Below are 25,771 nucleotides of genomic sequence, written 5' to 3' on the forward strand. Positions count from 1 at the left end.
ACTGAACGCCTTCGAGATCACCTTCGACGGCCGGCTCTCCATCGGCCGCCGGTAATACAAATCAACCTGAGTTACACCGTTGGCTGGACACACCCTCGCGGGCCATCTCCCGGTTGGTAGCGAGATCTTCGGCGATGCCAGCGGCGATTAGGGCTTCGGCGGGGGTGTGGCCGGTTCCGGCGAAGCGCCAGGCGGATTCGGTGGTGGTGTCGCTGTCCCAGTCGACGAAGAGGGCGGGGGTGCCGGCGAGGGTGCGGACGTGTTCGGCGCGGTCGGTTCGAAGCTGACCGTAGGTGGTGGAGTAGGCATGGGTTTTGGTGAGGCAGTGGCCCCGGTAGCCGAGCATGTGGGCCCAAGTGCGCAGGCGTAGGTGCTGTAGTTCGGGCAGGCCTCCGAGACGCCAGGCGGTGGAGATGAGTGCCCGGACATGCGGGGTGACGTGCAGGGCCTGTATCTCTGCAATGGATTCGATGCGGCGGTCGACAGCGCCGGCGGCTTCCACGCTCTTGCTCGTGTACTTGGCGACGTAGGCGGCTACTGCGTCGTCGGTGAGGCGTGCGCCGTCGCCTCCGGTGAGGGGGTGGGCATCGAGCTGAGTGCCGAAGCTGAGCCGTCCGTCACCGTACGCGGCCGATTCGGGGCGCGGCAGGGCGACAGCAGCAGCGGCCGTTCGGACGCTCTCCAGAAGCAGATCCGCCGTTGCCCAGGGCGGGGGCGAGGAGGCGGGCCCGGCGGGGCCGTCGAAGCGGACGACGGCGTGGAAGTGGACGGCGCCGCGCTTCTGGTACTCGGCGACCTTGGCGGTCGAGACCCGGATCAGCTTGCGGACGGCCGTGCGGCCGGTGCCGGTGCGGGCGGCGACGTGGTGGTAGAGGTTGTCTCGGAAGGCCTTCCACAGCGCCGGGGCCATGGCGTTCCACAGGACGTGGCCGGGGTAGTCGTAGCAGTCGGCGCAGAGCGGCTGTCCGATCAGGGGGTCTGTGTCGGGGTGGGTTCGGCCGCAGCCGTGCCGTCCCCCGTGTTCACAGCGACGGCGGGCCCGGTGGCATTCGCCCGCGCGGTGGACCGGGCCGAAGGACGGCGCCGTGAGGGTGACGAACAAGCGGGGGTGCGTGCGTACCGCCTCCGGGACGCCTTTGCCGCCGATGAGGCCGGAGCGGACCAGGTGGAAGGTGTCGCCGCTGTACTCGCGCGAGCAGGACGGGCACCGGGTGGCCCGGCGGTTGCGGCAGCGGACGGCGAGCCGGCCACCGGGCTCGGTGGCCGTCGAGTAGTGCCGCAGGACCTCCCCGGTTCCGGCGTCCAGGGTGGTGGTGTGCCCGGTGAGGTAGACCGGTTCGGCGCAGCCGCCGGTGGCGCGGATCTGCTCCAGCCAGCGGTTCAGGTCCGACATCTCACCGAGACGGACCAAGTCGCGCTCTATCGCAGGCAGTTGGCGCAGCCGCGCCTCCCGGGAGAGGTAGGCGCGGCGTGCGGTGGGGTCGGTGTAGGGGTTCGGGGCGGCGGTCATGGGGGGTGTCTCCAGGGCCAGGGGTTGCCGGGCCCCGGCCGGGCCAAACTGTGTGTGCTGGCGCGGCCGGGGGTGGTGTGGGGGCGGGTGGAGGGGGTCCGGCGAACGCGGGTCGGTCCGCCGGTGGGGGCTGGGCTTGCTGGCACGGTGATCACTCGCTTCAGGTCGTGGTGGTGTGGGTGAGGCCTTGGACGATCCAGGTCACGGCGTAGACGATCGGGTCGGTCCAGCCGATGCGGTCGAGGTAGATGGCGAGGACGCCGACGAGGGCGACGTGCCAGGCCTTGATTTCGCCGGAGCGCACCAGGAGGAAGGTGGCCAGGGCCAGGAAGGCGATCAGGACGAGAGCAGCGCCGTTGCCCATCAGAGGTAGACCCCTTCGGTCGGCTCGTCGACGTGCAGGCCGGGCCAGGTGGGGGCGAGGCGGGCGTGCTTGCGCGCCGTGCGGCGGGCCTGGTCGGGGGTGACGTGGATCGAGCGGGCGCGGAGCCACTGCCCGTCGGTGTCGGCGGTGATGGCGACGCCCTGTTCCGCGAGGGTGATGCGCTGTGCTGCGGCAAGGGCGTCCTTGTTGAGGTCGCCGAGCGCCATCTCGGCCGTGCCCGCGTCGCTCACCCGGTGGCAGATCCGGCCGGCCAGCTGCGCCCGCAGGGCCGTGACACCGGGGCCGAGGTCGGAGCCGACCCGCTGACCGGCGATCACCAGGTGGATGCCGAGGGCGGCGCCGAGCTGCGCGAGCCGCAGGAGGTTGGTGGAGATCTCCCCGACCTCCGCCTTGTCCTCCCGGGTGGCCATCAGGTACAGCTCGGCGACCTCGTCGACGATGAGGACGACGGGCAGCACCCTGAGCTTGGCGGGAAGGTCCCAGATCGAGCGGGCCCCGACCGAGCGGCAGAACTGCATGCGCGCTTCCGTCTCGGCGACCAGCTCCGCGAGGAGCCGGGCCGCTTCCGCCCGGGTGGACGCCAGCGCCGATAGGCGGTCCTCGAAGAGCGAGAGTTCCATGCCGCCCTTGAGGTCGATGCCGAACAGGGCGACGCGCTGCGGGGCGAGCTCCTTGACCAGGGAGGCGATCAGGGTGGACTTGCCGGAGCGGGTGGCGCCGACGATCAGCCAGTGCGGCGTGCGCCGGAAGTCGATCACCCAGGCCCGGCCGTCCTCCAGCAGCCCGACCACCGCCCGCAGCACGCGCTGCTTCAGCTGGTACGGCACGACCGGTGCCCGCAGCGGGTCCCACGCCAGCGCCGAGAGGGTGACGAACCCGCGCTCGTCGGAGGACAGCCGGACGGCGTGGACCCGCCAGGCGTGCGTCAGCGCTTCCACGGCGGACAGGAAGTGGTCAGGCACCTGCCCCGGGTGCATTCGCACCGCCACATCCAGGCCACCACGGCGGAGCTTCGGCGCACCCAGGCGGGGCGGGACCGGCTTGAGGGGATCGCCCCTCACCACCAAGTCCCCGAGCAGGGCCCGGCTGGGACGCTTGGCGACGGCGAGGCCGAGGTTCGTGGTCAGCCGCCGCCAGGTGAGGCGGACCCGGATCACGGTGACCGGGTAGCCGAGCACGCACCACCAGATGTAGGGGTAGGAGCGCCGCAGCCCGGGACCGGTGGCGAGGAGGATGAGCACGGTGGCGAGCAGTGCCACCCAGAGGAGCTGGGCGAGGATCACGGCCGGCCCCCGTTCTCCAGGGCGGTGTTGTGAGCTTCGGTCTCCAGGTCGCGGGCCTGGCCGGCGGCCTTGGCGGCGAGGGTCGCGATGTGGTCGAAGAGCTGGGCGCCGCTGCTGTCGGCGGCGAACGGGTTGACCTCGTCGGCCAGGTCCCCGAGCTCACCAAGCAGACGGCGCAGCCGGGCGCGGGTGACGGTGCTCATCAGGCGTCACCGCCCTTGCGCGAGGACGACGCGGGCGCGGCGGTGGGGACGGGGGTGATGGCGTCGGCGCGGAAGGACAGGCCGTGCCGGTCCCCCATCGCCCAGGAGAAGGCGGTCAGGCCGGTGACGTGCACGCGCACGCCCTCGACGACGCCGACCGGCTCGCCGGACACGCTGATCTCGATGATCGAGGCCCGCCGGCCGTCCTGCCGCACCGCGACACCGACCGTGTACACGGTCTGCCCCTCACGGTCCTTGCGCACCTCTCCGGTGTCGCGGTTCGCGATCCGCACCTCCGGGGCGACGATGCAGGTCATCGTGCCGAGCCGGGTTCCGTCCACAGGAATGGACTGCATGAGCGCACGCTCCAATGAAGCAAAGGCCGCTTAACATCGGTCGTCAAACGTACTTACCTTTGCGCTTCGATGGTGCTCCTCCTTGACGCCCCGACGCAAGCGATTCATGCTTACGTTTAACGCCTAGCGACTGACGACAGACCTACAGATGCCGCCCGACCAGGGCAAACGACGATTCACGAACTCTCAAAACCACACGGCACACACGCAACGCGGGCCTCCCCGGCGCCCGCACCAAGGGGTCAACACCATGGCGATCATCCGGAACGAGGCCCTGCACAAGCAGGTGGCGGCAGCGATGCGACAGGCGATCGCCACCGGCGAGTGGCCTCCCGGCACGCAGCTGCCCACGGAGACCGATCTCGCCCAGACCTACGGCGTCTCCCGCCCGACCGTCCGTCTCGCCGTCGCCGCCCTCCGCAGTGAGGGCCAGTTGGACGTGAAGCAGGGCCGGGGCACCTTCGTCCGCACCACCGTCAACGGCCCCTCCGCCACCATGGAGCGCACCGTCACCCTCCGGGCGGGCGCCTACGAGACGCCTACCGACACGTGGTTCGGGCACGGCGAGGAGCCGGCCGTCTACCGCACCCGCACCGACGCGATCACGGCGCCGCTGCTGGACATGGCCGAGGACGAGCTGATGCTCGGCGTCGACCGCCTCATCGCCGACCCCGCCGGAGACGGCCGCGCCCTGCACCGCCTACTGCTCCCCATGGAGCGCAGCGAAGGGACGTCTCTCGCTCAGCAGCCGGGCGTGACGCCGGCCGAGGCCTACGCGGCACTCGCCGCCGCCGGGCATGAACCGGTCTGGCGTGACCGGGTCAGCGCCCGCGTCCCCCAGCCCGACGAGCGCGAAGCCCTCCAGCTGTCCGAGGCCGCCGTTCTTCTGGTCGTCCACCGAGTCACCTACGACCGGCCGTCGGGCCTTCCACTGCTCCTCGAAGAGACCAGGCTCGGCGCCGAGTCCACCGGACTGACCTTCGACATCGAGGCCGCCAAACCCAACCGAACCCAGAAGGCCAAGGCCACCCACTGACGCTGCCGTCCAACATCGCGATCTTGGCCATGCCGAGCCGAACGCGCCATCAGCCACCGGCCAGCGCTTCCCGAAACCCATCAAAGAGCAGCAACTTGGACACCTGAAGACGTCGTCATCTCAGGATCAGCGAAAGTGCTTCCAATAGGTTGAATTCTGGCATTCCTGACAAAGGATCCAGGCGCCGAGCTACAGCAACACCGGTCACCCCAGTCGCTCGCGCCGCCGGCCAACCGTTCTTCAGCAGAAATCCGAGAGTCAGGCTCCGTAAACCGTGAGGCGCCATGGCGACGTGTACTATCCTCCAACTCGGCTGCCAGTACCTCCGCCTGCTGGCGACAGGCTCAAGCTGGCAGCACGCACATCGAACCGGCCAGGCCCAGTCAACGAGCATGGAGTGATCGAATGCCATCACCGCAATACCGCAAGGTCCTCTTCGCGGTGTGCGCGATAGTCGTGTTCGCGGCCCTCTCAGTCGGAGTCACGGCACTGCGATCCAGCGCGAACGACCATGCCGACACCGACGGACTCCTTTCCACTCAGGTCCTCCTCAGCGCCGACGGCCGCACCATCACGGCACCGGTCGACTGGGTGCCATGCCAGATGGCGAAGCCGCGAGTTTTCGCACGTGAGACATCGCAAACAGTCGCTGCGGACCTGAAGGTGGGAAACACTGCGGATCTGACTCACCAATGTGCCGGCTCCAGCATGGAGAGCAGTTTCACCCTCCAGGCGCCCCTCGGAAACCGAAAGCTTTCGGAATTCAACACGGGGAAAGCCATAACGCCATTTCCTGCTGCCCGGCTCGCTAACATTGACTACCTTCCGACTGGCTTCTCAGAGACTCAAGACGTCCCCCGAGAATTCGGAGCTAATGGCGGATCATGGAAGCCCAATCCATTCAACCGCAATGATGCCAGCCCTTCCTGGACCCGATTTTTCGCGAATGCTGGCGCCCCGGCCTTGAGCTTCACTCAAGTCCTCACAGCTCCCCAAACCACGTGCCCGCCGGGAACAGAAAATGGCTGCTCCGCAGCAGCAACCCCTCACCCTGATGCGCCGCCAGTCAACGGGCACAACGTCACTGTGCTCAGCGATAGCGATTCAGAGCGCGCCATCACATGGTCTGATGGGGACATGACTTTCACCTTGGAGAGCTACGCTCCGCAGCACTCGGCACTGTCGTTGGACGAGCTCCTGCGGGTAGCCAGCGGCGCGCGACAGCCCTGAGACAGGATAACCAGACCGTCACTGCCGCATTCAAGAGTCGCGATGCAGGGGTAGAGCCAATAACAGCGAGGGGCATTCCGCAACGCCATCCAAGACTAGCCCTCGCCATGCTCGACCAAGCCCTAAGGGTTACCGACAAACAAAGATCAAGTCGGACATTTGGCTCATTTAGGTCGATCTATCCTAAACTTTCCAGGTGCTTGGACAAATCGAACCTGGTATACCATCTCCCACGTATTCACACGATCGGAAGGTGGGGGATGAGCTTCAAATCAAGAGGCTGGAAGATCTCTTCCGCCGCGCTGGTGGCACTGCTCGCCGGCGCGGCGTTTACCATAGCTTCACCAGCCAGCGCCTCGCATGCTGCGGAAAACCAGCCGAGTGCCGCAGCCTCGCTTAAGGCATGGGCTTTCTTTGACCCGAGCCAAGCCGAAATTCAGCGCAAACAAAAGGTTCTTGACGGAATCGTTGACCAGATAACCGAGGGGAAGTCCGAAGGGGATCGAGCCCAGATACCCGGTTTCTCCAACGTTGAAGTCGATGCCGCAGGAAACAAGCTCCGGCTCTACTGGAAGGGGGAGGTTTCCGGTTCCGTCGCCAAGGTTCTGCAGTCCCTTCCGTCCGGAGTAACTGTCGAAGTCATCGCGGCCAAGTACTCCATGGCCGAATTGCATGCGGCACGAGACAAGCTCATCAAGAATGACATGCCGGTCACCATCCCTCCCAGCCCGACGGCAGCTAATAGCCAAACGGCGCGCACAAGCCTGATGGCGAGCAGCAGTTCCGCGGTTGCGAGTCGGATCACAAGCATGGCGCCCGCCGCCGACGGAAGCGGCCTGGTAATCGGCTACGACGAGGACCGAGGGATTGGCCAGCGGGACGAAAGCGATCCACTCACGAGGCCGGCTCGTTCCGAGAAGACTCTCGAAGTCAAGTCCAAAACCGATCAGCTTGCTGGTGTAGAGACCCATGTTAATTACCAGCCTCTGAGTCGGGACCTCTCGACTCGCTATGCCGATGAATCCCCTTGGTTCGGCGGAGCCTCCCTGACCAATCCTTCGGGCGGAATATGCTCCAGTGGGTTCGCCGTGCACAGCAACTTCGGCCGAGATTTGCTGACGTCGGCCTATCACTGCGATGGCGGGGCCGGAGGGGATTGGTACACACTTTCATCCCCACCATCACCGATCAACAGAAGGCACATCGGCACATCTTCTAACGAAGTTCACCCGAACTATGACGTGGTGGGAATCGCGCCTGACTCCGGGCAAACCGGCACACGCGTCTACGTGGGCTGGGTAAACGACAGTACCGGCCCTACCTTGCCAGTTGCCGGCTGGAGCGCCAACAATAACGGGGATCTCGTCTGCACCGACGGGGGAAACTCCGGGGCGCACTGCAATGTGCAAATTAAATACACTGACATCGGCATCACCGGCCCCAACGGTATCTACCGGCCGGATGTTGATTTGGCCGTTCAACTGAGCGACTGGTACTCCCAGGATATTGCCGCAGCCGACGGAGACAGCGGCGGACCGGTCATATCAATGGATGGCAGCTACACAAAAGCCTATGCTCGCGGCACAATCACTGCTAATTACAGCATGATGAGCTCTTGCCCGTCCTTCGTTCGCCTCTGGGACAGCAGCAAGGCGTGCTACGGTGGCACCTACTTTGTCCCAATCAGTCAAATTCTGATGCACATGAACTGGACCCTTAAAACCGGATGACGGCCAAATAAATACCGCGCGACTAGCGATGAGGCGCCCTAGATAGCATGACGGGCAGCCTAACAATGCAGGCCGAATTTCCCTGGCCTCGCTTTTCAGCGTAGTCAAGCCATTCCCGTCACGCAGACGGTGATCTCGCTGCGGGACGCCGTGGTGCCCACGTGGAGCATCACGGCGTCGCCTCCGAAAGCAGCCCGCACCGCTCACCCTGTCGATCAGGGGCCGTAGATCCTCCATAGTCGATGAGTGGCCACGCTGCTCGACCGCTGGTGGCCTAACGGAGCGGACCAAAAAATCGGCCAGGGCACCTGAGCTGTCGCAACTTACCTTTACTTACTCAAGCGGCGGCGCCGAGCGCCGCCGGGCGGGCCCAGCCGCCTCGGCCGGGCTGCGGCCTGCCGGCCGGTCCCGGCCGGGCGCCTGGCCCGCCCCAAGGCACAGCCCTCTTAAGACCGAAGGCGCGCAGCACCGTTCGTTGTGCGGGTGGCTGGGGTGGCCAGCCGAGGGAGGCTTTAGGCACCTTGCCGCGTCGGGGCCCGAGTCGGGCAAGGACGGGGGGCCACTCGGCCACATTGCGGTCAGGCCCAAAAGCCCTGACCGAGTCCGCAGCAGCTTACGGCCCCCCGACCATGCCCGACCCCAACCCGGCAAGGACACCGCCCAAAGCCTCCCCCAACCGGCCACGCGCACCGGCTCCCCACCCACCGGGCCGATCAGGTCGGCTCACGGCGCACGCTCGCAGCCAGACGCAGCAACGCCTCCAGGCGCAGCCAGCCCGCCGCCCTGCCCTCCAGGCGCACCACCGGTCCGCCCTGGGCATCGGTGTCGGCGATGGCGCGCAGGGCGGAGCGCTCCACGCCACCGGCCGCCAGCAGGGCGTTCAGCTCGTCCGCCGCGTCGCGCGCGACACGCCACCCGGCCGCGTAATCCACCCCCGGCAGCCACACCCACGAGTCCGGGTCGAGGCCGGCCGCCAACTCCGCACCGAAGTCGTCGTCCCCGTACAACAGTCTCTCAACTCCCCTGTCCCACAACCGAACCGGCCAACTGTGCGCACACATGCCGAGGAGCCCGATACCATCGGCACCGGGTTCCGACCCACCGGACCACCCCACTTTCCCGCCAAGGTCACGGGGTGGTCCGGTACGTCTTCAGTTGTCCCTGCTCACGCCAGGGGCCCTACCGCGCAGCCTCACCCTTCTCGGGGTCGCGGCCGAAGATCCGGCGGAACAGCTCCGCCTCGTCCAGTCCGGCGAGCGGGTCATCAACTCCCGTGCGCTCCCGCCAGACCCGGTGCGCCGACCTGTCCCGAGAGCTGTCGAGGTATCCGAACTCGGCGAACCAGGCCGACACGTCGCGGTGGACCGCACGCCGGCTCGGGGAGACGGCCCGCACGGGCCAGGAGAACTGGCCGTGCAGCGACCACCACCACACGACCCGGCCCCACCAGGTCCGGGGATCGTGCCGGATCACGGGCGCACCTCCGGATCAGCCGGGTAGAGCTTGACCACGTACGGGGTGATCCCGACGAACGCGAGCGCGCGCACCTGCCCGTACATCGCGAGGCGGTGGCCGACCGAGGGCACCGCGTCCGGCCCGAACAGGTCGTCGAAGTACTTCCACTGCTCCGCGTCCAGCGGCAGCGCCCGCAGCGAGCCGAGCAGCGCCGTCAGCGCGTCCGGCAGCCGGGAGAACCGCGCGGGCTCTGTGACGCCCCGGACCTCCACTGCCACCGGGAACGGGTACGGCGCATTCAACTGAGCAGTGCGCCCGGTTCCGGTCATGACCTCCCCTTCCTGCGCGCACGGCGCTTGCACGCCGGAACGGTCAGCTTGCGCTCCATCAGTTCGAGCTCCACCCGGACCCGCACCGAGGGCTGGCGCGTCCGCCGCACCTCACCAACGAACGCCGACTTGCCGCCCCTGAGCGGCGCATCCGTATCCAGCGCCCACCTCAGGTAGTCACTGATCGGCTCGATCGCCTCAGCGAGCGTCGCCGGCTGGTCGATGGGGAACCCGCACTCCACCGCCTCCAGCAACTTCGTCAAGGACTCCACGTGCAGCAACGCGCCCCGGGCGGTGGACAGCAGCTCCGCGCGCCCCATCTTCTCCAGCGGCACCCCCGCCTTGAGCGCCTCCACGGCCCAGTACGCCTCATCCACCCGCCACCGCCCCAGGCTGAACGCCAGATGCGGAAACCGGTCAGCCGGACGAGGCCGGGCCCCGGCACCCGGCTCCGTGGGAAGGCCCGTCACGCCGCCACCTCCCCCGCACGGCGCGGGTGCCACCGGTGCACACCGACCGCCTGACCGTTCACGACGATGAACCGCGCCAGCGCCTTCCGCAGCCCCGCACCGCAGTAGAAGCACCGCGTCCCCGCCACCCCGGACACCCTCCCCAACCTCATCGCCCACCACCTTCCGGGCCCACCAGAGCCCAAACGAACTTCCCGATACCTCCAGGCCGCGGGCAGCAGCCCCACTCCGCCGACAAGGCCTCCACCAGGCACAACCCCCGCCCCGAGCTGTCATCCGGGCCGGTCGAACGCCGGATCGCCGGCTTCTCGCTGTTCGCGTCGTGCACCTCCATCCGAAGGTGGTCACAGACCAGCTCGAACCGAACGGCAATGCGTCGCCCCTTGGGCACGCGAGCGTGAACCACGGCGTTGGTCACCAGCTCCGACAGCACGAGCAGGCCGCTCGGCAGGAGCTCAGCCCGTCCCGGGACACCGATCAGGAAGTCCCGCAGCAACACCCGAGCCGCATGGACCGACAGACGATGGCGTGGAAGCGTCGCCTCGAACGCGGATTCTTCGGTCACCGACTTGTGGGCCGAAGCGTCGTCCTGGAGTTCTCCCGGACTGAGCACATCCACCACCCTCCCGACGCCCAAAGGGAGGCCCGAACGTGGATGCTCCGGCCCTTGACACCAGGCTGCCGGGACGGGATGCGGACTTCGTACCCAAGGTGATTACCCAATGTGGGTAAACTCACAGGTAATCAACTTCTGTGCAGTGATAGCCGATCAGCACCGGGGGCAGTGGTGACCGAGGCGCGCGTTCCGGACAGGCTCCCACCAGGTCTGCTCTCCAATCCGGAGATGATCGAGGCGTGCCGAAGACGAGACTTCGCCGCCGTCTTCCGGCTGCTCAAGCTGGCCGGGATCTACCCGTCGCTCATCGCCCGTGCCTGTGACATGACGCCGAGCCGAGTCGGCGAGGTCATGGCCGGCAAGCCCAAGATCGAGAAGATCGACGTCATCGAGCGAATCGCCGACGGCCTTCACATCCCGGGGCGCATGCTCGGCTTGGCTTCTCGGCCCTGGGAGCAGGAAGCACCCCCGTCGCAGCCCCGACACCGCGGACCGGAGCCATCGACGAGCGGGCCGTGTCTCAACTCGCCGATCGACCACGAGTTCTTCGTCAGCTACCTACGCAGCGCCATGCCCGGCCACTACAAGGCCGCAAATCTACTCGGCTCACGCCATGCACTCGATTCGGTGACGCGGCACCTCCAGCTACTTGACCGCCTTCAGCAGAACGCCGGGGGTCGCGCCCGCGATCAACTCCTCACCATCGGTGCTCGCACGGCGGAGTTCCTAGGCTGGCTGAACCAGGACCTCGGAAACTTCGACAGAGCCCTGTACTGGTCGGACCGCGCCATGGAGTGGGCGCAAGAGTCCGGGGACGACGTCATGGCCGCCTACGTTCTCTTCCGGAAGAGCAACCAGGCCACCGCCCAGCGCAACGCTCAGAAGGCCGTCAGTCTTGCCCGCGCCGCCCAGCGGTCGGCCGGCGCCACGCAGCGCATCCGCGCCCTGGCCGCTCAACAGGAAGCCCAGGGCCATGCCCTCATGGGTAACCCGCGCTTCGCGCAGACCAAGTTCGACGAGGCCCACGAACTCGCTGCCGCACCAGACAACTCGCATGATGACGACGCGCTCGACCTGGCCTACTGCACGCCAACGTACGTCGAGATGCAACGTGCGAACTGTTTGATCGAACTCGGCGACCCACACACGGCCGTGGACATGTTCGAGGCGGAACTTCGGGTCCTGCCACCTCTCTACCGCAACGACCAAGGGGTGTACCTCTCGCGCCTGGCGCGCGCCTACGCGGTCTCCAACGAGCCGAAGCAGGCCGCCGCCGCAGCCGACCGGGCTCTGTCGATCGCCATCGACACCGAGTCCGCGCGGGCCATGTCCGAGCTGTCCGCCGCTGGCAAGGCCCTCCGCCGATGGAGCGCCGTACCCGAAGTGGCCACGTTCACCAACCGTTTGACTCTGATGAGCAGCAAGGAACCCTCTCGACCATCAACGGCCTGATGAGAGAGGCTGAGCTCATGGACGCACTGATCACGGCCGCCACTTCCGCAGACGAACGCAGGCGCGGCACAAAGATCGCCGTGCTGCCGGTCGGCAGCTTCGAGCAGCACGGCGATCACTTGCCGCTCACCACGGACACCGTCGTTGCCAGCCTGATCTCCCAGCGGATCGCCGCCGACTACGACCTGTTCCTCCTGCCGCCGATCACGCTGTCCTGTTCCCACGAGCACGCCCGCATGCCGGGCACGGTCAGCATCAGCGCCGCCACGCTCTACGCCGTGATCAACGACACATGGATGTCCCTCCAGGCGTCCGGGGTCCCTGGTCTCCTGATCGTGAACGGCCACGGCGGCAACTACGTCCTCTCGAACGTCGTCCAAGAGGCCAATACGGAGGGCCCGCGCGTCGCCCTCTTCCCCGTTCGGGAGGACTGGCACCAGGCCCGCGAGGCCGCCGCTCTGGAGAGTTCAGGTGCCGAGGACATGCACGGCGGCGAACTGGAGGTGTCCCTCCTCCTCCACGGCGCACCCCACCTCATCCGCGAAGGCATCGAAGGCGACGACCACGACGCCCCAGAGCGCCCCCACCTCCTGACCTTGGGCATGACTGGCTACACCGAGAACGGCATCATCGGCCGCCCGTCGCTCGGCACAGCCGAGAAGGGCAAGGCCATCCTGGAAAGCCTGTCCAAGTCGGCCGCCGCGCACCTGTCACTCATAGGGGGTAGCTGACAACAGTCGGCTACCCCGTGAAGGCGGGCAAAGCCCCACCAATCACAAGAGCCCTCCCCGACAGAATCGGGGAGGGCTCTACGCGTCGCCTGAAGGCCTCAGACCCACTCGATCGAGGACTCGATGCCCGGGGCACTCTGAGCGGCGGGCAGAGGGGTCCTCTGGCTGCCTTGCCGGGCCTCCCCGGGGCGGACGGGGCCGCCCGGGGTGCGCATCAGGCCGATCGCACCCAGGACGAGCTCCCGTTCACCCTCCGAGAGGCTGTGAATTAAGTCACACAGCTCGCTAACCGTGTCACCCATGCTTCGGCTACTTCTGCTGGTCAGAGCCGTTGACGACCGTCAGCGGGAGCATCTTCTTGCCTGTCGGGCCTGTTTGTACCCATGTCCCCATCTGGGGACACACGCCGCAGTCGAAGCACGGCGTCCAGCGGCAGTCGTCGACCTCGACCTCCTCCAGGGCGTCCTGCCAGTCCTCCCACAGCCAGTCCTTGTCGAGGCCGCTGTCCAGGTGGTCCCAGGGCAGCACCTCCTCGTAGGTGCGCTCGCGGGTGGTGTACCAGTCGACGTCGACGCCGGTGCCGGCCAGGGCCTTGTCGGCGCAGGCCATCCAGCGGTCGTACGAGAAGTGCTCGCGCCAGCCGTCGAAGCGGCCGCCGTCCTCGTAGACGGCGCGGATGATCCCGCCGACCCGGCGGTCGCCGCGCGAGAGCAGGCCCTCGACGATGCCCGGCTTGCCGTCGTGGTAGCGGTAGCCGATGTTCTTGCCGTACTTGCGGTCGCCGCGGATCGAGTCGCGCAGCTTGGCCAGGCGGGCGTCGGTGGCCTCGGCGGACAGCTGCGGGGCCCACTGGAACGGGGTGTGCGGCTTGGGCACGAACCCGCCGATGGAGACGGTGCAGCGGATGTCGTTCTGACCGGTGACCTCGCGGCCCTTCTGGATGACGTTCTTCGCCATCTCGCCGATCTGGAGCACGTCCTCGTCGGTCTCGGTCGGCAGGCCGCACATGAAGTACAGCTTCACCTGGCGCCAGCCGTTGCCGTACGCGGTGGCGACGGTGCGGATCAGGTCCTCCTCCGACACCATCTTGTTGATCACCTTGCGCATGCGCTCGCTGCCGCCCTCGGGGGCGAAGGTGAGGCCCGAGCGGCGCCCGTTGCGGGACAGCTCGTTGGCGAGGTCGATGTTGAAGGCGTCGACGCGGGTGGACGGCAGCGACAGGCCGATCTTGTCCTCGGTGTAGCGGTCGGCCAGGCCCTTGGCGATGTCGCCGATCTCGGTGTGGTCGGCGCTGGACAGCGACAGCAGGCCGACCTCCTCGAAGCCGGTCGCCTTGAGCCCGCGCTCGACCATCTCGCCGATGCCGGTGATGCTTCGCTCCCGCACGGGGCGCGTGATCATGCCGGCCTGGCAGAAGCGGCAGCCGCGGGTGCAGCCGCGGAAGATCTCGACGGACATCCGCTCGTGCACGGTCTCGGCGAGCGGGACGAGCGGCTGCTTCGGGTAGGGCCACTCGTCGAGGTCCATGACGGTGTGCTTGGACACCCGCCACGGCACGCCCGGGGCGTTCGGCACGACGCGGCCGATCCGGCCGTCGGCCAGGTACTCGACGTCGTAGAACTTGGGGACGTACACCCCGCCGGTGCGCGCGAGGCGCAGCAGCAGCTCGTCGCGCCCGCCCGGACGGCCCTCGGCCTTCCAGGCCCGGATGATGTCGGTGATGTCGAGCACGGCCTGCTCACCGTCGCCGACCACCGCGCAGTCCAGGAAGTCCGCGATCGGCTCGGGGTTGAACGCCGCGTGACCGCCGGCCAGGACGATCGGGTCGTCGTCGGTGCGGTCCTTGGCCTCCAGCGGGATGCCGGCCAGGTCGAGCGCGGTCAGCATGTTGGTGTAGCCGAGCTCGGTGGAGAACGACAGGCCGAAAACGTCGAAGGCCTTCACCGGCCGGTGGGCGTCCACCGTGAACTGCGGCACGTCGTGCTCGCGCATGAGCGCCTCAAGGTCCGGCCAGACGCTGTAGGTGCGCTCGGCCAGCACGCCCTCGCGCTCGTTGAGCACCTCGTAGAGGATCATGACACCCTGGTTGGGCAGGCCGACCTCGTAGGCGTCGGGGTACATCAGCGCCCAGCGGACGTCGCAGGCGTCCCAGTCCTTGACGGTCGAGTTGAGCTCGCCGCCGACGTACTGGATCGGCTTCTGGACGTGCGGGAGGAGGGCCTCCAGGCGTGGGAAGACCGATTCGACAGTCATGTACTAGGAACCCTTACGACGTGATTCGGGGCCGCGCGCACCGGCAGGCGACGGCTGGGAGGGGTGACCCTCAAGGGTAGCCCAATCCGGGGAACGACCCGGCGGGCCCGATCGGCGGCCACCGCCCGCCGGACGCCCGCGGCGCCGCCCGCCCCCGCCCCCGCCCGCGGCGCGCACCGGCGCGGCCCGGTCCGTTCGCACCCGCCCCGCACGCACGGTGCGCGCCCGCCGTCCCCGGGCCGTCCGCCGTTGACACCCCCGGACGGCCCGTGCGCTACTGGCAGGGCTCCGCCACCGACCCCTGCACCCCTTCCCGCGCCGGGAGTTGGGCCGTACGCTCGGCCCCTCGCCGACTCCCCACCGGCGACCGACACCGCCCCGGCCCGCGGGCCGCGGCCGGCGGCGCACCCGTCCGCGCCCCGGCGGCCCTCGCCCGGGGGCAAGGAGAAGCATGACCGACACCGGCCACCGGGTCCGTCCGCCCCGGCCCCTCGACGTGACGCCGGCCCGCTACCCGACGGTGGCCGGCGCCGAGGCCGCGGCCCGGCGGCTGGCCCGCAGCCACCCCGACCGCTGCCGGCTGCGCGAGGTGGGCCGCTCCCGCGCCGGACGGCCCCTGCTGCTGCTCTCCGTCGACCGCGGCCCGCACACCGTCCTGGCCGTCGGCGGCCCCCACCCCAACGAACCCGTGGGCACCGCCACCGCCGTCCGCCTCGCCGAACTCCTCCTCGCCTCCCCCGCCCGCCCCGGCCTCTCCTGGCACTTCCTGCTGTGCCTCGACCCCGACGGCGCCGCCCTCAACGCCGGCTGGCTCGACGGCCCCCTCACCATGCGCCGCCACTACCAGCACTTCTTCCGTCCCTCCTTCGAGGAACAGCCCGAACTCCTCCCCGCCCCCGCCGCCGGCCGCCGGCCCATGCCCGAGAGCCTCGCCCTCACCGCACTCATCGACGAACTGCGCCCCTTCCTCCAGTGCTCCCTGCACGGCGTCGACTTCGGCGGCGCCTTCGTCCAGCTCACCCGCCCCGTCCCCGGCCTGCCCGAACGCTTCGCCCGCTCCGCCGACCGCGCCGGCCTCCCCCTCGACATCGACTCCTTCGACGCCATCGGCTGGGCCAGCCCCGCCCCCGGCACCTACCTCATGCCCACCCCCGGCAGCGGCGCCGCCACCCGCGCCCTGCCCGACGAACCCGAACTCTCCACCTGGTCCTACGCCACCCGCCACGGCGGCGTCACCGCCGTCCTCGAAGTCCCCATGTGGTCCGTCGACGCCGTCGCCGACCCGCGCCCCCACCCCGCCGTCGGCCCCGCCGTCACCGCCGCCGCCCGCACCCTGCGCGACCGCGCCGAGGAACTGGCCGGACTGCTCGCCCGCGTCCCCGTACACGCCCGCGCCGTGCACGGCCCCCTGGTGCGCGCCGCCGATTTCAACCTGGCGGTCTGCCCGTCGGTCGCGGACGAGTGGCTGGAGCGCTGGTGCGCGGAGCCGCTCACGGTCTCCCGGGTGACGACCGCCGCGATCGTCGCCGCCCGGGTGCCGCTGCGCGTCGCGTCGATGCTGCTGCGGCTGCTGGCCGACGTCCGCGGACCGGGCGCGGAGGCCGGCCGCGAGCGCGCCCGCGCCATCGTCACCGAGAGCCTGAACCAGCTGCGCCACCGCTTCGGCGCCCGCTGGGTACCGGTCGAGGAGCAGGTGGCCCACCAGACCCGGGCCGCCCTCGCCGCCGCCGAGTGCCTGCTCGGCTGACGCTCAACGGCCGAGCCCCGTACAGAAGTCGAGGGCCGGCCCGGGATTCGCTCCCGGACCGGCCCTCGACTCGAGGACGTGCTCTCACGCCGCTCTCACGCCGCTATCGGCCGCTGGCTGCGCACCGCCTGGAGCAGTCCGATCGCGATCCACACCGCGAACATCGACGAACCGCCGTACGACACGAACGGCAGCGGGATGCCGGCCACCGGCATGATGCCCAGGCACATCCCGATGTTCTCGAACGCCTGGAACGACAGCCACGCGATGACGCCCGCCGCGACGATCGTCCCGTACAGGTCGGTCGCCTGCCGCGCGATCCGGCAGGCCCGCCACAGCACCACGCCGACCAGCAGGATGATCGCCAGCGCCCCGACGAAGCCCAGCTCCTCGCCGGCCACCGTGAACACGAAGTCGGTCTGCTGCTCCGGCACGAACTGCCCTATGGTCTGCGTCCCGTGGAACAGCCCCTTGCCGGTGAGCCCGCCCGAGCCGATCGCGATCCGGGCCTGCGCGGTGTTGTAGCCGACGCCGGAGGGGTCGAGCTGCGGGTTGGCGAACGCGGCGAAGCGGTCGATCTGGTACTTGCTCAGCAGCCCGAACTTCCAGACCGCGACGGACCCCGCGGTGCCCAGGACCAGCAGCCCGAGGACCCAGCGGTTGGCCGCGCCCGAGCCGAGCAGGATGCCCAGCACGATCGCGGACATCACCATGACCGACCCGGCGTCCGGCATCAGCAGCACAAGGCCCATCGGCAGGCACGCCCAGACCAGGCCCCGGAAGACCGCCCGGTGCGAGGGGAACGCCCGCTCCCCCGCGTCCACCTGGTCCGACAGCACGACCGCCATCGCCAGCACGATGCCCAGTTTCGCGAACTCGGCCGGCTGGACGGAGAAGCCGCCGCCGAGCTGGATCCACGAGTGCGCGCCGTTGATGGTCGAGCCGATCGGGCTCAGCGTGGCCATCAGCAGCAGGATCACGGCGACGTAGACGAAGGGCACGAGGGTGCGGAAGCGCCGGCTCCCTATCGCTATCACGACGGCGCACAGCACGAGCCCGACGACGACGTTGGTGAGGTGCCGGTAGAGGAAGTACTGCGGGTCCCCGTGGGTCAGCGAGTCCCGCCCGCGGGTGGCCGACCACACCAGCAGCGAGCTGCCCAGCGAGAGGGTCAGCGCGGCCAGCAGCAGTATCCAGTCGAGCCGCCACAGCGGCGAGTCCTTGGCGAGGGCCTTGGACACCCCGGTGCGCTGCGGCGAGAGCCGCAGCTGCCGGTAGGAACCGTACGAGGTCATGCGCGTCCCCTTCCCGCGCCGCGCTGCGGTTCGAGCGCGGCGCCGGCCGCGGCGAGCAGGGGCGCCGTCGGGCCGGCCGGCGGCGCCGGGTCGAGGAAGACCCGCGGGGAGCCGCCGGTCACGCCCGGGTCGGCGAGGCCGGAGTGGTCCTCGACGGTGTACGCGGCCGGCTTGATGATCGCGGTGCCGTCCGGGTTGAACTTCGGCAGCTCGGCCTGCGGTGCGGGCAGCAGGGCCTTGCCGTTGTCGACGTTGCCCTTGTCGTCCACGCCGTACAGCGCCTGGTAGATCCGGCGGATCGCGTCACCGGAACCGCCGGAGCCGGTGCCGCCCTGGCTGATGGTCATGACGACCGCGTAGTCCTTGCTGTACGTGGTGAGCCACGAGGTGGTCTGCTTGCCCTCGACCTCGGCGGTGCCGGTCTTGGCGTGCAGCTCGATCTTGCCCTGCGGCCAGCCGGCGCCGGCGAACTTCCAGGCCGCGGTGCCACTGGTGATGACGCCCGCGGTGGCCTGGTCGATGTAGCTGAGGAGCTTCTGGTCGCCGGGGAACTTGGCGTCCTCGTGCGGGGCGATCTCGCGGACGAGGTCCCCGCCCGGGCTTATCACCGCCTTGGCGATGGTCGGCCGGTAGAAGGTGCCGCCGTTGGCCAGCGCCGAGTAGATCCGGGCCATCTGGACCGGGGTGACGAGGGTGTCGCCCTGGCCGATCGCGAAGTTGACGGCGTCACCGGCGCGCATCTGGTAGCCGTCGACGCAGTTCTCCCGGGCGATCTGGTCGGAGAAGCTGTTGCCGCCCTTCTGCGCCTGCGCGCACCAGGCGTCCTTGTTGTTGTCGTAGAAGGACTGCTTCCACTGCCGGTCCGGCACCCGGCCGGGGACCTCGGCCGGCAGGTCGATGCCGGTCTTGGCGCCGAGGCCGAACTCGTGGGCGGTCTTGAAGAACCAGTCGCCCGGGTCCTTCTTCGGCTTGATGCCGCCGTCCTTCATCCACTGGTCGTACGCCAGGCCGTAGAAGACGGTGTCGCAGGAGACCTCCAGCGCCTTCTCCAGGGAGATCGCGCCGAAGTTCTCGCTCTCGAAGTTCTTGAACTCGCGGCCGCCGATGGTCATGGCCTTCGGGCAGTCGTACCGGCCGTCGAGCGAGTAGCCGGCCTGCACCGCGGCGGTGGTGGAGACGACCTTGAAGGTCGAGCCGGGGGCGGACTGACCCTGTATGGCCCGGTTCAGCAGCGGGAAGTTGGAGTCCTTGCTGGTCAGCGACTGGTAGTCCTTGCCGCTGATGCCTCCCACCCAGAGGTTGGGGTCGTAGGTCGGGGCGCTCGCCATGGCGACGATCCGGCCGGTGTGCACGTCCATCACGACGGCGGCGCCGGAGTCGGCCTCGTAGTTGCGGTTGGTGACCTTGTCGAAGGTGTTCCTGGCGTCGTTCATGGCCTGCGCCAGGTTGTCCTCGACGACCTTCTGCACCCGGGCGTCGATGCTGGTGACCAGGTTGTCGCCGGTCTGCGGGGCCACGGTGCCGGCGGTGCCGATCACCCGGCCGAGGTTGTCCACCTCCAGCTTGGTGATGCCGGCGGTGCCGCGCAGGTCGCGGTCGTAGACCGACTCCAGGCCGGCCCGGCCGATCTGGTCGGCCGGCAGGTAGCGGTCCAGGCCGGTCTTGGCGGCGGTCTTGCTGACCTCGTCGTCGGTGACGGGCGAGAGGTAGCCGAGCACCTGGGCCATGTTGGCGCCCTCGGCGCCGGTGTAGCGGCGGACGGCGGTGGGCTGCGCGGTGATCCCGGGGAAGTCCTCGCGGCGTTCCATTATCTGCATCGCCTGCTGGGTGGTCGCCTCCTTGGTGACCGGGATCGGCTGGTAGGGCGAGCCGTTCCAGCAGGGCTGCGGCGTCTTGGCGTCGCAGAGCCGGACCTTCTCCTGCACGTCCTTGGCCGGCATGCCGAGCACGTCGGCGAGCCGGGCGAGCACCGCCTTGCCGCCGTCCTTCTGCTGGAGCAGCGAGGTGCGGCTGACGGAGACCACCAGGCGGGTCTCGTTGCCGGCCAGGATCCGCCCGGAGGCGTCCAGGATCTCGCCGCGCACGGCGGGCTCGACCACTTCGCGGATGTGGTTGCCGGTCGCCTTGGCGGTGTAGACGCTGGCGTTGCGGATCTGCAGGTACCACAGCCGCCCGCCGAGGGTGGCGAGCAGTGACAGCACCAGGATCTGCAGCACCACCAGACGGATCGTCACCCGCCGGGTTCGGCCGGTCTCGGGGATGTTGCTCACGTCTCGTGCGCTCCAGGGTGCGGGAGGGTCGGGAGGTCGGGGGCCGCGGGGCGGGACTACGGGCGCCGGGCGAAGCCGGGCACGCGCCGCTTCCGGTAGCCGGGGCCCGACGAGACCTCACGGGTGGTGCGGTAGCGGGCCAGCGTGCCCAGGCCCGGGCCGCCCTCGTCGTCGTCGCTGGCGGCGGTCACCGGGTCGCGGCCGAAGCGGCGGCCGAGCAGCATCACCAGCGGCACGACGAACGGTGCCAGCAGCAGGTCGTACAGGAGGGCGCTGATCACCAGGCCGCCGAGCCCGACGTGCCGGGCCGCGGTGTCGCCGACCAGCGCGCCGACCATCGCGTACAGCAGGGTGGAGGCGACGGCCGCGGCCGCGACGACCAGCAGCGCGCTGGAGACGGACCGCTGGCGGCCGTGCTCCGGGCGCAGCAGTCCGGCGGCGTAGCCCATCAGGCAGAGCACGAGCGCGTAGCGGCCGATCGCGTGGTCGGAGGGCGGCGCGAGGTCGGCGAGCAGTCCGGCGCAGAAGCCGACGACGCAGCCGCCGGAGGGCCCGTAGACCATGGCGAGGCCGACGACGACGAGCAGCAGTATGTCCGGGGTGGCCCCGGGGAGCTGGAGCCGTCCGAAGACGCTGACCTGGAGGATCAGGCCGAACAGGATCAGGACGGCGGAGACGGGGATGCGGGCGAGGCGCATGGCTCAGTTCCCCCCAGTGGGCTTGGCGGGCGGTGCGGCGGGAGCCGTGGTGGCGGGCGCCGCCGGTGCGGCGGGGGCGGCCGGGGCCTGGCTCTGGCCGGCTGCCGGCGCGGGCGGCAGCACGCCGTCGCGCGGGTCGGTGCGCGGCGGCACGACGACGACGCCGACCAGGTCCAGCCGGGTGAACTGGACGAACGGCTCGACCAGGACGGTCTTGGTCAGCTGGCCGGCGTTGGCCTGGACCTCGACGACCTTGCCGACCGGGACGCCGGGCACGAACGGGCGGCCGCTCTGCGAGCCGAAGGTGACCAGCCGGTCGCCGGCCTTGACCTGCGCCTTCCCGTTGAGCAGGGAGACCTTCATCGGGCTGTCGCCGCCGCCGGAGGCGAAGCCGATCTCCCCGCTGCCCTCCAGCCGGGCGCCGGCGGTGAAGCCGGGGTCGGAGGCGAGCAGGACGGTCGCGGTGGTGGGGGCGACGGTGGTGATCCGGCCGACCAGGCCCTGGCCGTTGATGACGGTCATGTCGCGGGTGAGGCCGTCGTCGCTGCCGGCGTCGATGGTGATGGTCCAGGAGAAGCCCTGGGCCGGGCCGATCGCGATGACCTGGGCGGCCTTGACGGTGTATCCGCCGGCGCCGGCGGTGCGCAGCAGGTCGTCGAGCTGCTTGGTGCGGCCGGCGGCCATGTCGGAGGAGGCGAGCTTCTGCCGCAGTTCGGTGTTCTCGCGGGCGAGCTGGTCGGTGCGGCCGCTGTTGGTGGCGGCGTCGCGGAAGGCCCGGACGGTGTTGGCGACCGGGTCGACGAGGGTGGATGCGCCGCGCTCGACCGGGCCGAGGACTCCGGCGGCGGCGCGCCTGGCACCGCCGAGCGGGGAGCTCTCACCGCCCTTGATGTCCACGGTGATGAGCGCGAAGGCGACGGCCACCAGCAGGATGAGCAGCAGCCGGCTCTCTCGTGTGTCCCTCACGGTGCTGGTACTGCCCCTTCGTACCTGGCCGGCCGCCGGGGCTGTGGGGCCCTGGCGGCGGCGGCCCGTTCAGTTGAGTGTCGGGTGTGTCGTCGGTGCTAACGGCGCGGCTGGGCGTCGAGTACCTGCTGGAGCGCCTCGAACTCCTCGACGCACTTGCCGGAGCCGAGCGCGACCGAGTCGAGCGGGTTCTCGGCGATGTGGATCGGCATGCCGGTCTCGCGGCGCAGCCGCTCGTCGAGGCCGCGCAGCAGGGCGCCGCCGCCGGTGAGCACGATGCCGCGGTCCATGACGTCGCCGGCGAGCTCGGGCGGGCACTGGTCGAGGGTGGTCTTGACCGCGTCGATGATCGAGTTGACCGGCTCGTCGATGGCCTCGCGGACCTCGGCGGCGGAGATGACGACGGTCTTGGGCAGGCCGCTGACGAGGTCGCGGCCGCGGATCTCGGCGTGCTCGTCCTTCTCGCCCTCCAGGCCGTAGGCGCTGCCGATGCTCATCTTGATCTGTTCGGCACTGCGCTCGCCGAGGAGCAGCGAGTACTCCTTCTTGATGTGCTGGACGATCGCGTTGTCGAGTTCGTCGCCGGCGACCCGGATGGACTGGGCGGTGACGATGCCGCCGAGGGAGATGACGGCGACCTCGGTGGTGCCGCCGCCGATGTCGACGACCATGTTGCCGGTGGCCTCGTGGACGGGCAGTCCGGCGCCGATGGCGGCGGCCATGGGCTCCTCGATGATGTGCACCTGGCGCGCGCCGGCCTGGGAGGAGGCCTCGATGACGGCACGGCGCTCGACGCCGGTGATGCCGGAGGGCACGCAGACGACGACGCGGGGGCGGGCGAGGTAGCGGCGGCGGTGGATCTTGAGGATGAAGTAGCGCAGCATCCGCTCGGTGATCTCGAAGTCGGCGATCACGCCGTCCTTGAGCGGGCGGATGGCGACGATGTTGCCCGGGGTGCGGCCGATCATCTTCTTGGCCTCGGCGCCGACCGCGAGGATGCCGCCGGTGTTGGTGTTCACCGCGACGACGGACGGCTCGTTGAGCACGATCCCCTTGCCCCTGACGTACACCAGCGTGTTGGCAGTTCCGAGGTCGATCGCCAAGTCGCGGCCGATGAACGACAGGTTGCTCGCCATGGGGTGTAGGTGCCTTCCCGGGCTCGGAGTTCATGAGGGGTGGACGACTGCGTGCGCCCACGCTTGGGCGGAGACCAGCTGAGCTGCCTTACCGGGCCCTTGAGTCGCGTCCATCGTAGTCACGCCTCGCGGTACGGACGTCGACGTGGGGCATACCGTCCATTGTCCGGAGCGTGATCGCTTCTCCGAGGATTGGGACGCCGTGTCGGCACCCCCAGTTCCCTATTTCCCGATAAGAATGCCCCGGCCGGGCCAATGGTCCCGACCGGGGCAGTCCCTAAGTCCTCCGGGTGTGTCGCCCGGGCCGGCTCAGGCGTGCGCCGGGAAGAAGATCTTGATCTCGCGCTCCGCGGACTCGGGCGAGTCGGAGGCGTGGATCAGGTTCTCGCGGGTGATCGTCGCGTAGTCGCCGCGGATGGTGCCGGCACCGGCCTCCAGCGGGTTGGTGGCGCCGGCCAGCATGCGGATGCCCGGGACGACGTCCTCGCCCTCGACGATCAGGGCGATCGACGGACCGGAGGTCATGAACTCCAGCAGCGGCTCGTAGAACGGGCGGCCGACGTGCTCCGCGTAGTGCTGCTCCAGCGTCGCCCGGTCGAAGGTGCGCAGCTCGACGGCGGCGAGCTGCCAGCCGGCCTTGCGCTCGATGCGGCTGATGATCTCGCCCGCCAGGCCGCGGCGGACGGCGTCGGGCTTGAGCAGGACGAGAGTGCGCTGGGACACGGTGCGTCTCCTGGGGAATCGGTTCGGCATACGGTATGCGGGTACGGCAGAGGTTACCTTGCGTGAGCGACCCGCCGGTTCCGCTGGCCTAGGCCTCCGCGGCGGCCGCGACGGCGGCGGCGCGGGCGGCCTTGAACTCGTCCACCTTGCGGCCGTAGTGCACCGAGCACCACCACAGGGCGGCGAAGACCACGCCGAGGCCGAACATCGTCGGCAGGATGAAGCCGCTGGCGATCAGGCCGATCTGCAGCGCCCAGCCGATCTGCACGGCGCCGGGCCGGTTGATCATGCCGCACAGCGCGATGCACAGCGCCATGGCGATCCCGGTGACGATCCACACCGCAGCGGTCGACACACTGGACAGCCGCATCGCGACCAGCCCGGCGAACATCGCCAGCAGCGCCTCGCCGATCAGCGTCGAGGAGCAGAGCGTCCTCATCTTCACTTCCTCCCGAGCAGCAGGCGGGCCTCGCCCACCGTGATGACCGAACCGGTGACCAGGACCCCGGCGCCGCCGAGGTCGCCCTCCTCCTCGGCGAGGGTGACGGCGGCGGCGATCGCGTCGTCGAGGCGGGGCTCGACCTGGACGCGGTCCTCGCCGAAGACCTCGACGGCGAGCGCCGCGAGCGCGTCGACGTCCATCGCGCGGTGGGTGGAGTTCTGGGTGATGACGACCTCGGCGAGGATCGGCTCGAAGGCCTCCAGCACGCCGGCCACGTCCTTGTCGCCCGAGGTGCCGATCACGCCGACCAGGCGGTTGAAGCCGAAGGACTCGGTGATCGCGGCGACGGTGGCGCGGGCGCCGTGCGGGTTGTGCGCGGCGTCCAGGATGATCGTGGGGCTGCGGCGGACGATCTCCAGGCGGCCCGGCGAGGAGACGCCGGAGAAGGCCTGGCGGATCTTGTCCACGTCGAGCTGCCCGCCGCGGGCGCCGCCGACGCCGAAGAAGGCCTCGACCGCGGCCAGCGCCAGCGCCGCGTTGTGCGCCTGGTACTCGCCGTGCAGCGGGATGAAGACGTCCTCGTACTCCTCGCCGCCGAGTCCGCGCAGCGTCACCAGCTGGCCGCCGACGGCGAGTTCACGGCGGATCACGCCGAACTCCATGCCCTCGCGGGCGACCGTGGCGTCCACCTCGACGGCCCGGCGCAGGATGACCTGGGCGGCGTCCAGCGGCTGCTGGGCGACCACGGCGACGGCGCCGGACTTGACGATCCCGGACTTCTCGACCGCGATCTCGCCGGTGGTGTCGCCGAGCTTGTCGGTGTGGTCCAGCCCGATCGGGGTGATCACCGCGACGGCGGCGTCGATGACGTTGGTGGCGTCCCAGGAGCCGCCCATGCCGACCTCGACCACGGCGACGTCCACCGGGGCGTCGGCGAAGGCGGCGTACGCCATGCCGGTCAGCACCTCGAAGAAGGACATCGGCACCGGCTGCTGCGCGTCGACCATCTCCACGTAGGGCGCGATGTCGCGGTAGACCTCGACGAAGCGCTCGGGGGCGATCGGGGCGCCGTCCAGGCTGATGCGCTCGGTGACGCTCTCCACGTGCGGGCTGGTGTAGCGGCCCGTGCGCAGCTCGAAGGCGTTGAGCAGCTGCTCGATCATCCGGGCGGTGGAGGTCTTGCCGTTGGTGCCGGTGATGTGGATGGAGGGGAAGGACCGCTGGGGCTGGCCCAGGATGTCCATCAACGCCTCGATCCGGTCGAGCGAGGGCTCCAGCTTGTTCTCCGGCCAGCGCTTGGACAGCTCGACCTCGACGTCGCGCAGGGCGTCGCCGGTGCCGCCGTCGGCGGGGCGGAGGGTGTACGGGTTCGGGTCGGCCTTGTCGCTCACGACCACAGTCTACGGAGGGTCGGCGGCCCGTCCTCACAGGGTGAGGTCCGGGGTGAGAACGACC

Annotated in this window: 24 protein-coding genes; 5 read left to right on the forward strand and 19 right to left on the reverse strand. The window is 69.6% G+C overall.

Annotated elements, in window-relative coordinates:
• Positions 1 to 61: 61 nt before the first annotated feature.
• The 5 genes from ACFVSN_RS39560 to ACFVSN_RS39580 form a co-directional block, all read right to left on the reverse strand.
• Entirely contained in the window at positions 62 to 1,510 is a 1,449-nt protein-coding gene (locus ACFVSN_RS39560) for a replication initiator (RefSeq protein WP_387958268.1), read from the reverse strand.
• Between the two features lie 160 nt (positions 1,511 to 1,670).
• The gene (locus ACFVSN_RS39565; RefSeq protein WP_387958270.1) at positions 1,671 to 1,874 is read right to left on the reverse strand and encodes a hypothetical protein; all 204 of its coding nucleotides are present in this window, start codon (positions 1,872 to 1,874) and stop codon (positions 1,671 to 1,673) included.
• Positions 1,874 to 3,175, reverse strand: a complete 1,302-nt coding sequence (locus ACFVSN_RS39570; RefSeq protein WP_387958343.1) for an FtsK/SpoIIIE domain-containing protein — start codon at positions 3,173 to 3,175, stop codon at positions 1,874 to 1,876. The genes ACFVSN_RS39565 and ACFVSN_RS39570 overlap by 1 nt, the downstream gene beginning before the upstream one ends.
• Positions 3,175 to 3,381 carry a hypothetical protein gene (locus tag ACFVSN_RS39575; RefSeq protein WP_387599829.1) on the reverse strand — a complete coding sequence of 69 codons (207 nt, stop codon included), beginning with the start codon at positions 3,379 to 3,381 and terminating at the stop codon, positions 3,175 to 3,177. Before ACFVSN_RS39575 ends, ACFVSN_RS39570 begins: the two co-directional genes overlap by 1 nt.
• Positions 3,381 to 3,737: a hypothetical protein gene (locus tag ACFVSN_RS39580; protein WP_387958272.1), complete on the reverse strand. Its 357-nt coding sequence runs from the start codon at positions 3,735 to 3,737 to the stop codon at positions 3,381 to 3,383. Before ACFVSN_RS39580 ends, ACFVSN_RS39575 begins: the two co-directional genes overlap by 1 nt.
• A 250-nt stretch (positions 3,738 to 3,987) precedes the next feature.
• On the opposite strand from ACFVSN_RS39580, the gene ACFVSN_RS39585 reads away from it, so the two are divergent.
• Positions 3,988 to 4,773 (forward strand): GntR family transcriptional regulator, encoded by a 786-nt coding sequence (locus tag ACFVSN_RS39585; protein WP_387958274.1) that lies wholly within the window; start codon positions 3,988 to 3,990, stop codon positions 4,771 to 4,773.
• A 1,490-nt stretch (positions 4,774 to 6,263) separates the two neighbouring features.
• A complete protein-coding gene (locus ACFVSN_RS39590; RefSeq protein WP_387958276.1) occupies positions 6,264 to 7,733 on the forward strand; it encodes a hypothetical protein in 1,470 nt (489 codons plus the stop codon).
• 713 nt (positions 7,734 to 8,446) lie between these two features.
• Here the strand turns inward: ACFVSN_RS39590 and ACFVSN_RS39595 are convergent.
• The 5 genes from ACFVSN_RS39595 to ACFVSN_RS39615 all read right to left on the reverse strand — a co-directional run bounded on the left by ACFVSN_RS39595 (position 8,447) and on the right by ACFVSN_RS39615 (position 10,606).
• Complete coding sequence (locus ACFVSN_RS39595) at positions 8,447 to 8,740, reverse strand: hypothetical protein (RefSeq protein WP_387599840.1); 294 nt, start codon at positions 8,738 to 8,740, stop codon at positions 8,447 to 8,449.
• Between the two features lie 172 nt (positions 8,741 to 8,912).
• On the reverse strand, positions 8,913 to 9,206 hold the full coding sequence (locus ACFVSN_RS39600; protein ID WP_387958278.1) for a hypothetical protein: 294 nt from the start codon (positions 9,204 to 9,206) through the stop codon (positions 8,913 to 8,915).
• A complete protein-coding gene (locus tag ACFVSN_RS39605) occupies positions 9,203 to 9,517 on the reverse strand; it encodes a hypothetical protein (RefSeq protein ID WP_387958280.1) in 315 nt (104 codons plus the stop codon). Before ACFVSN_RS39605 ends, ACFVSN_RS39600 begins: the two co-directional genes overlap by 4 nt.
• Positions 9,514 to 9,987 (reverse strand): hypothetical protein, encoded by a 474-nt coding sequence (locus tag ACFVSN_RS39610; RefSeq protein WP_387958282.1) that lies wholly within the window; start codon positions 9,985 to 9,987, stop codon positions 9,514 to 9,516. The genes ACFVSN_RS39605 and ACFVSN_RS39610 overlap by 4 nt, the downstream gene beginning before the upstream one ends.
• 148 nt (positions 9,988 to 10,135) lie before the next feature.
• On the reverse strand, positions 10,136 to 10,606 hold the full coding sequence (locus ACFVSN_RS39615) for an ATP-binding protein (protein ID WP_387958284.1): 471 nt from the start codon (positions 10,604 to 10,606) through the stop codon (positions 10,136 to 10,138).
• 225 nt (positions 10,607 to 10,831) lie between these two features.
• Between ACFVSN_RS39615 and ACFVSN_RS39620 the strand changes: the two genes are divergently transcribed.
• On the forward strand, positions 10,832 to 12,055 hold the full coding sequence (locus ACFVSN_RS39620; protein WP_387958287.1) for a tetratricopeptide repeat protein: 1,224 nt from the start codon (positions 10,832 to 10,834) through the stop codon (positions 12,053 to 12,055).
• 17 nt (positions 12,056 to 12,072) lie between these two features.
• Entirely contained in the window at positions 12,073 to 12,786 is a 714-nt protein-coding gene (locus ACFVSN_RS39625) for a creatininase family protein (RefSeq protein WP_387958289.1), read from the forward strand.
• A gap of 309 nt (positions 12,787 to 13,095) precedes the next feature.
• Here ACFVSN_RS39625 and ACFVSN_RS39630 read toward each other — a convergent pair whose 3' ends face one another.
• A complete protein-coding gene (locus tag ACFVSN_RS39630; RefSeq protein ID WP_387599858.1) occupies positions 13,096 to 15,039 on the reverse strand; it encodes a TIGR03960 family B12-binding radical SAM protein in 1,944 nt (647 codons plus the stop codon).
• 451 nt (positions 15,040 to 15,490) lie between these two features.
• On the opposite strand from ACFVSN_RS39630, the gene ACFVSN_RS39635 reads away from it, so the two are divergent.
• Positions 15,491 to 16,786: a M14 family zinc carboxypeptidase gene (locus ACFVSN_RS39635; RefSeq protein WP_380446116.1), complete on the forward strand. Its 1,296-nt coding sequence runs from the start codon at positions 15,491 to 15,493 to the stop codon at positions 16,784 to 16,786.
• A 95-nt stretch (positions 16,787 to 16,881) separates the two neighbouring features.
• Here the strand turns inward: ACFVSN_RS39635 and rodA are convergent, their stop codons facing one another.
• The 8 genes from rodA to ACFVSN_RS39675 form a co-directional block, all read right to left on the reverse strand.
• A complete protein-coding gene (gene rodA, locus ACFVSN_RS39640; RefSeq protein WP_380497732.1) occupies positions 16,882 to 18,081 on the reverse strand; it encodes a rod shape-determining protein RodA in 1,200 nt (399 codons plus the stop codon).
• Positions 18,078 to 20,351 carry a penicillin-binding protein 2 gene (gene mrdA, locus ACFVSN_RS39645; protein WP_387958292.1) on the reverse strand — a complete coding sequence of 758 codons (2,274 nt, stop codon included), beginning with the start codon at positions 20,349 to 20,351 and terminating at the stop codon, positions 18,078 to 18,080. The genes rodA and mrdA overlap by 4 nt, the downstream gene beginning before the upstream one ends.
• A gap of 56 nt (positions 20,352 to 20,407) precedes the next feature.
• Positions 20,408 to 21,049 (reverse strand): rod shape-determining protein MreD, encoded by a 642-nt coding sequence (mreD, locus tag ACFVSN_RS39650; RefSeq protein WP_380446119.1) that lies wholly within the window; start codon positions 21,047 to 21,049, stop codon positions 20,408 to 20,410.
• 3 nt (positions 21,050 to 21,052) lie between these two features.
• Positions 21,053 to 22,015, reverse strand: coding sequence for a rod shape-determining protein MreC (mreC, locus tag ACFVSN_RS39655; protein ID WP_380446120.1), 963 nt, complete (start codon positions 22,013 to 22,015; stop codon positions 21,053 to 21,055).
• 98 nt (positions 22,016 to 22,113) lie between these two features.
• Complete coding sequence (locus ACFVSN_RS39660; RefSeq protein ID WP_329931217.1) at positions 22,114 to 23,139, reverse strand: rod shape-determining protein; 1,026 nt, start codon at positions 23,137 to 23,139, stop codon at positions 22,114 to 22,116.
• Between the two features lie 321 nt (positions 23,140 to 23,460).
• Entirely contained in the window at positions 23,461 to 23,874 is a 414-nt protein-coding gene (gene ndk, locus ACFVSN_RS39665; RefSeq protein WP_329931154.1) for a nucleoside-diphosphate kinase, read from the reverse strand.
• Positions 23,875 to 23,962: 88 nt separating this feature from the next.
• On the reverse strand, positions 23,963 to 24,313 hold the full coding sequence (locus ACFVSN_RS39670; protein ID WP_387958295.1) for a DUF4233 domain-containing protein: 351 nt from the start codon (positions 24,311 to 24,313) through the stop codon (positions 23,963 to 23,965).
• 2 nt (positions 24,314 to 24,315) lie between these two features.
• Positions 24,316 to 25,707, reverse strand: coding sequence for a bifunctional folylpolyglutamate synthase/dihydrofolate synthase (locus ACFVSN_RS39675; RefSeq protein ID WP_380446122.1), 1,392 nt, complete (start codon positions 25,705 to 25,707; stop codon positions 24,316 to 24,318).
• Positions 25,708 to 25,771 lie beyond the last annotated feature (64 nt).

Origin of the sequence: Kitasatospora sp. NPDC057904, assembly GCF_042887925.1 — a bacterium.
Classification (GTDB): Bacteria; Actinomycetota; Actinomycetes; order Streptomycetales; family Streptomycetaceae; genus Kitasatospora.

Excerpts from the sequence above, each read along its gene's own strand:
- ACFVSN_RS39585 (WP_387958274.1), top strand. The coding sequence starts at position 3,988 with ATGGCGATCATCCGGAACGAGGCCCTGCACAAGCAGGTGGCGGCAGCG.
- ACFVSN_RS39575 (WP_387599829.1), bottom strand. The coding sequence starts at position 3,381 with ATGAGCACCGTCACCCGCGCCCGGCTGCGCCGTCTGCTTGGTGAGCTC.
- ACFVSN_RS39560 (WP_387958268.1), bottom strand. The coding sequence starts at position 1,510 with ATGACCGCCGCCCCGAACCCCTACACCGACCCCACCGCACGCCGCGCC.
- ACFVSN_RS39580 (WP_387958272.1), bottom strand. The coding sequence starts at position 3,737 with ATGCAGTCCATTCCTGTGGACGGAACCCGGCTCGGCACGATGACCTGC.
- ACFVSN_RS39565 (WP_387958270.1), bottom strand. The coding sequence starts at position 1,874 with ATGGGCAACGGCGCTGCTCTCGTCCTGATCGCCTTCCTGGCCCTGGCC.
- ACFVSN_RS39635 (WP_380446116.1), top strand. The coding sequence starts at position 15,491 with ATGACCGACACCGGCCACCGGGTCCGTCCGCCCCGGCCCCTCGACGTG.
- ACFVSN_RS39590 (WP_387958276.1), top strand. The coding sequence starts at position 6,264 with ATGAGCTTCAAATCAAGAGGCTGGAAGATCTCTTCCGCCGCGCTGGTG.
- ACFVSN_RS39630 (WP_387599858.1), bottom strand. The coding sequence starts at position 15,039 with ATGACTGTCGAATCGGTCTTCCCACGCCTGGAGGCCCTCCTCCCGCAC.
- ACFVSN_RS39605 (WP_387958280.1), bottom strand. The coding sequence starts at position 9,517 with ATGACCGGAACCGGGCGCACTGCTCAGTTGAATGCGCCGTACCCGTTC.
- ACFVSN_RS39625 (WP_387958289.1), top strand. The coding sequence starts at position 12,073 with ATGGACGCACTGATCACGGCCGCCACTTCCGCAGACGAACGCAGGCGC.
- mreD (WP_380446119.1), bottom strand. The coding sequence starts at position 21,049 with ATGCGCCTCGCCCGCATCCCCGTCTCCGCCGTCCTGATCCTGTTCGGC.
- rodA (WP_380497732.1), bottom strand. The coding sequence starts at position 18,081 with ATGACCTCGTACGGTTCCTACCGGCAGCTGCGGCTCTCGCCGCAGCGC.
- ACFVSN_RS39620 (WP_387958287.1), top strand. The coding sequence starts at position 10,832 with ATGATCGAGGCGTGCCGAAGACGAGACTTCGCCGCCGTCTTCCGGCTG.
- ACFVSN_RS39670 (WP_387958295.1), bottom strand. The coding sequence starts at position 24,313 with ATGAGGACGCTCTGCTCCTCGACGCTGATCGGCGAGGCGCTGCTGGCG.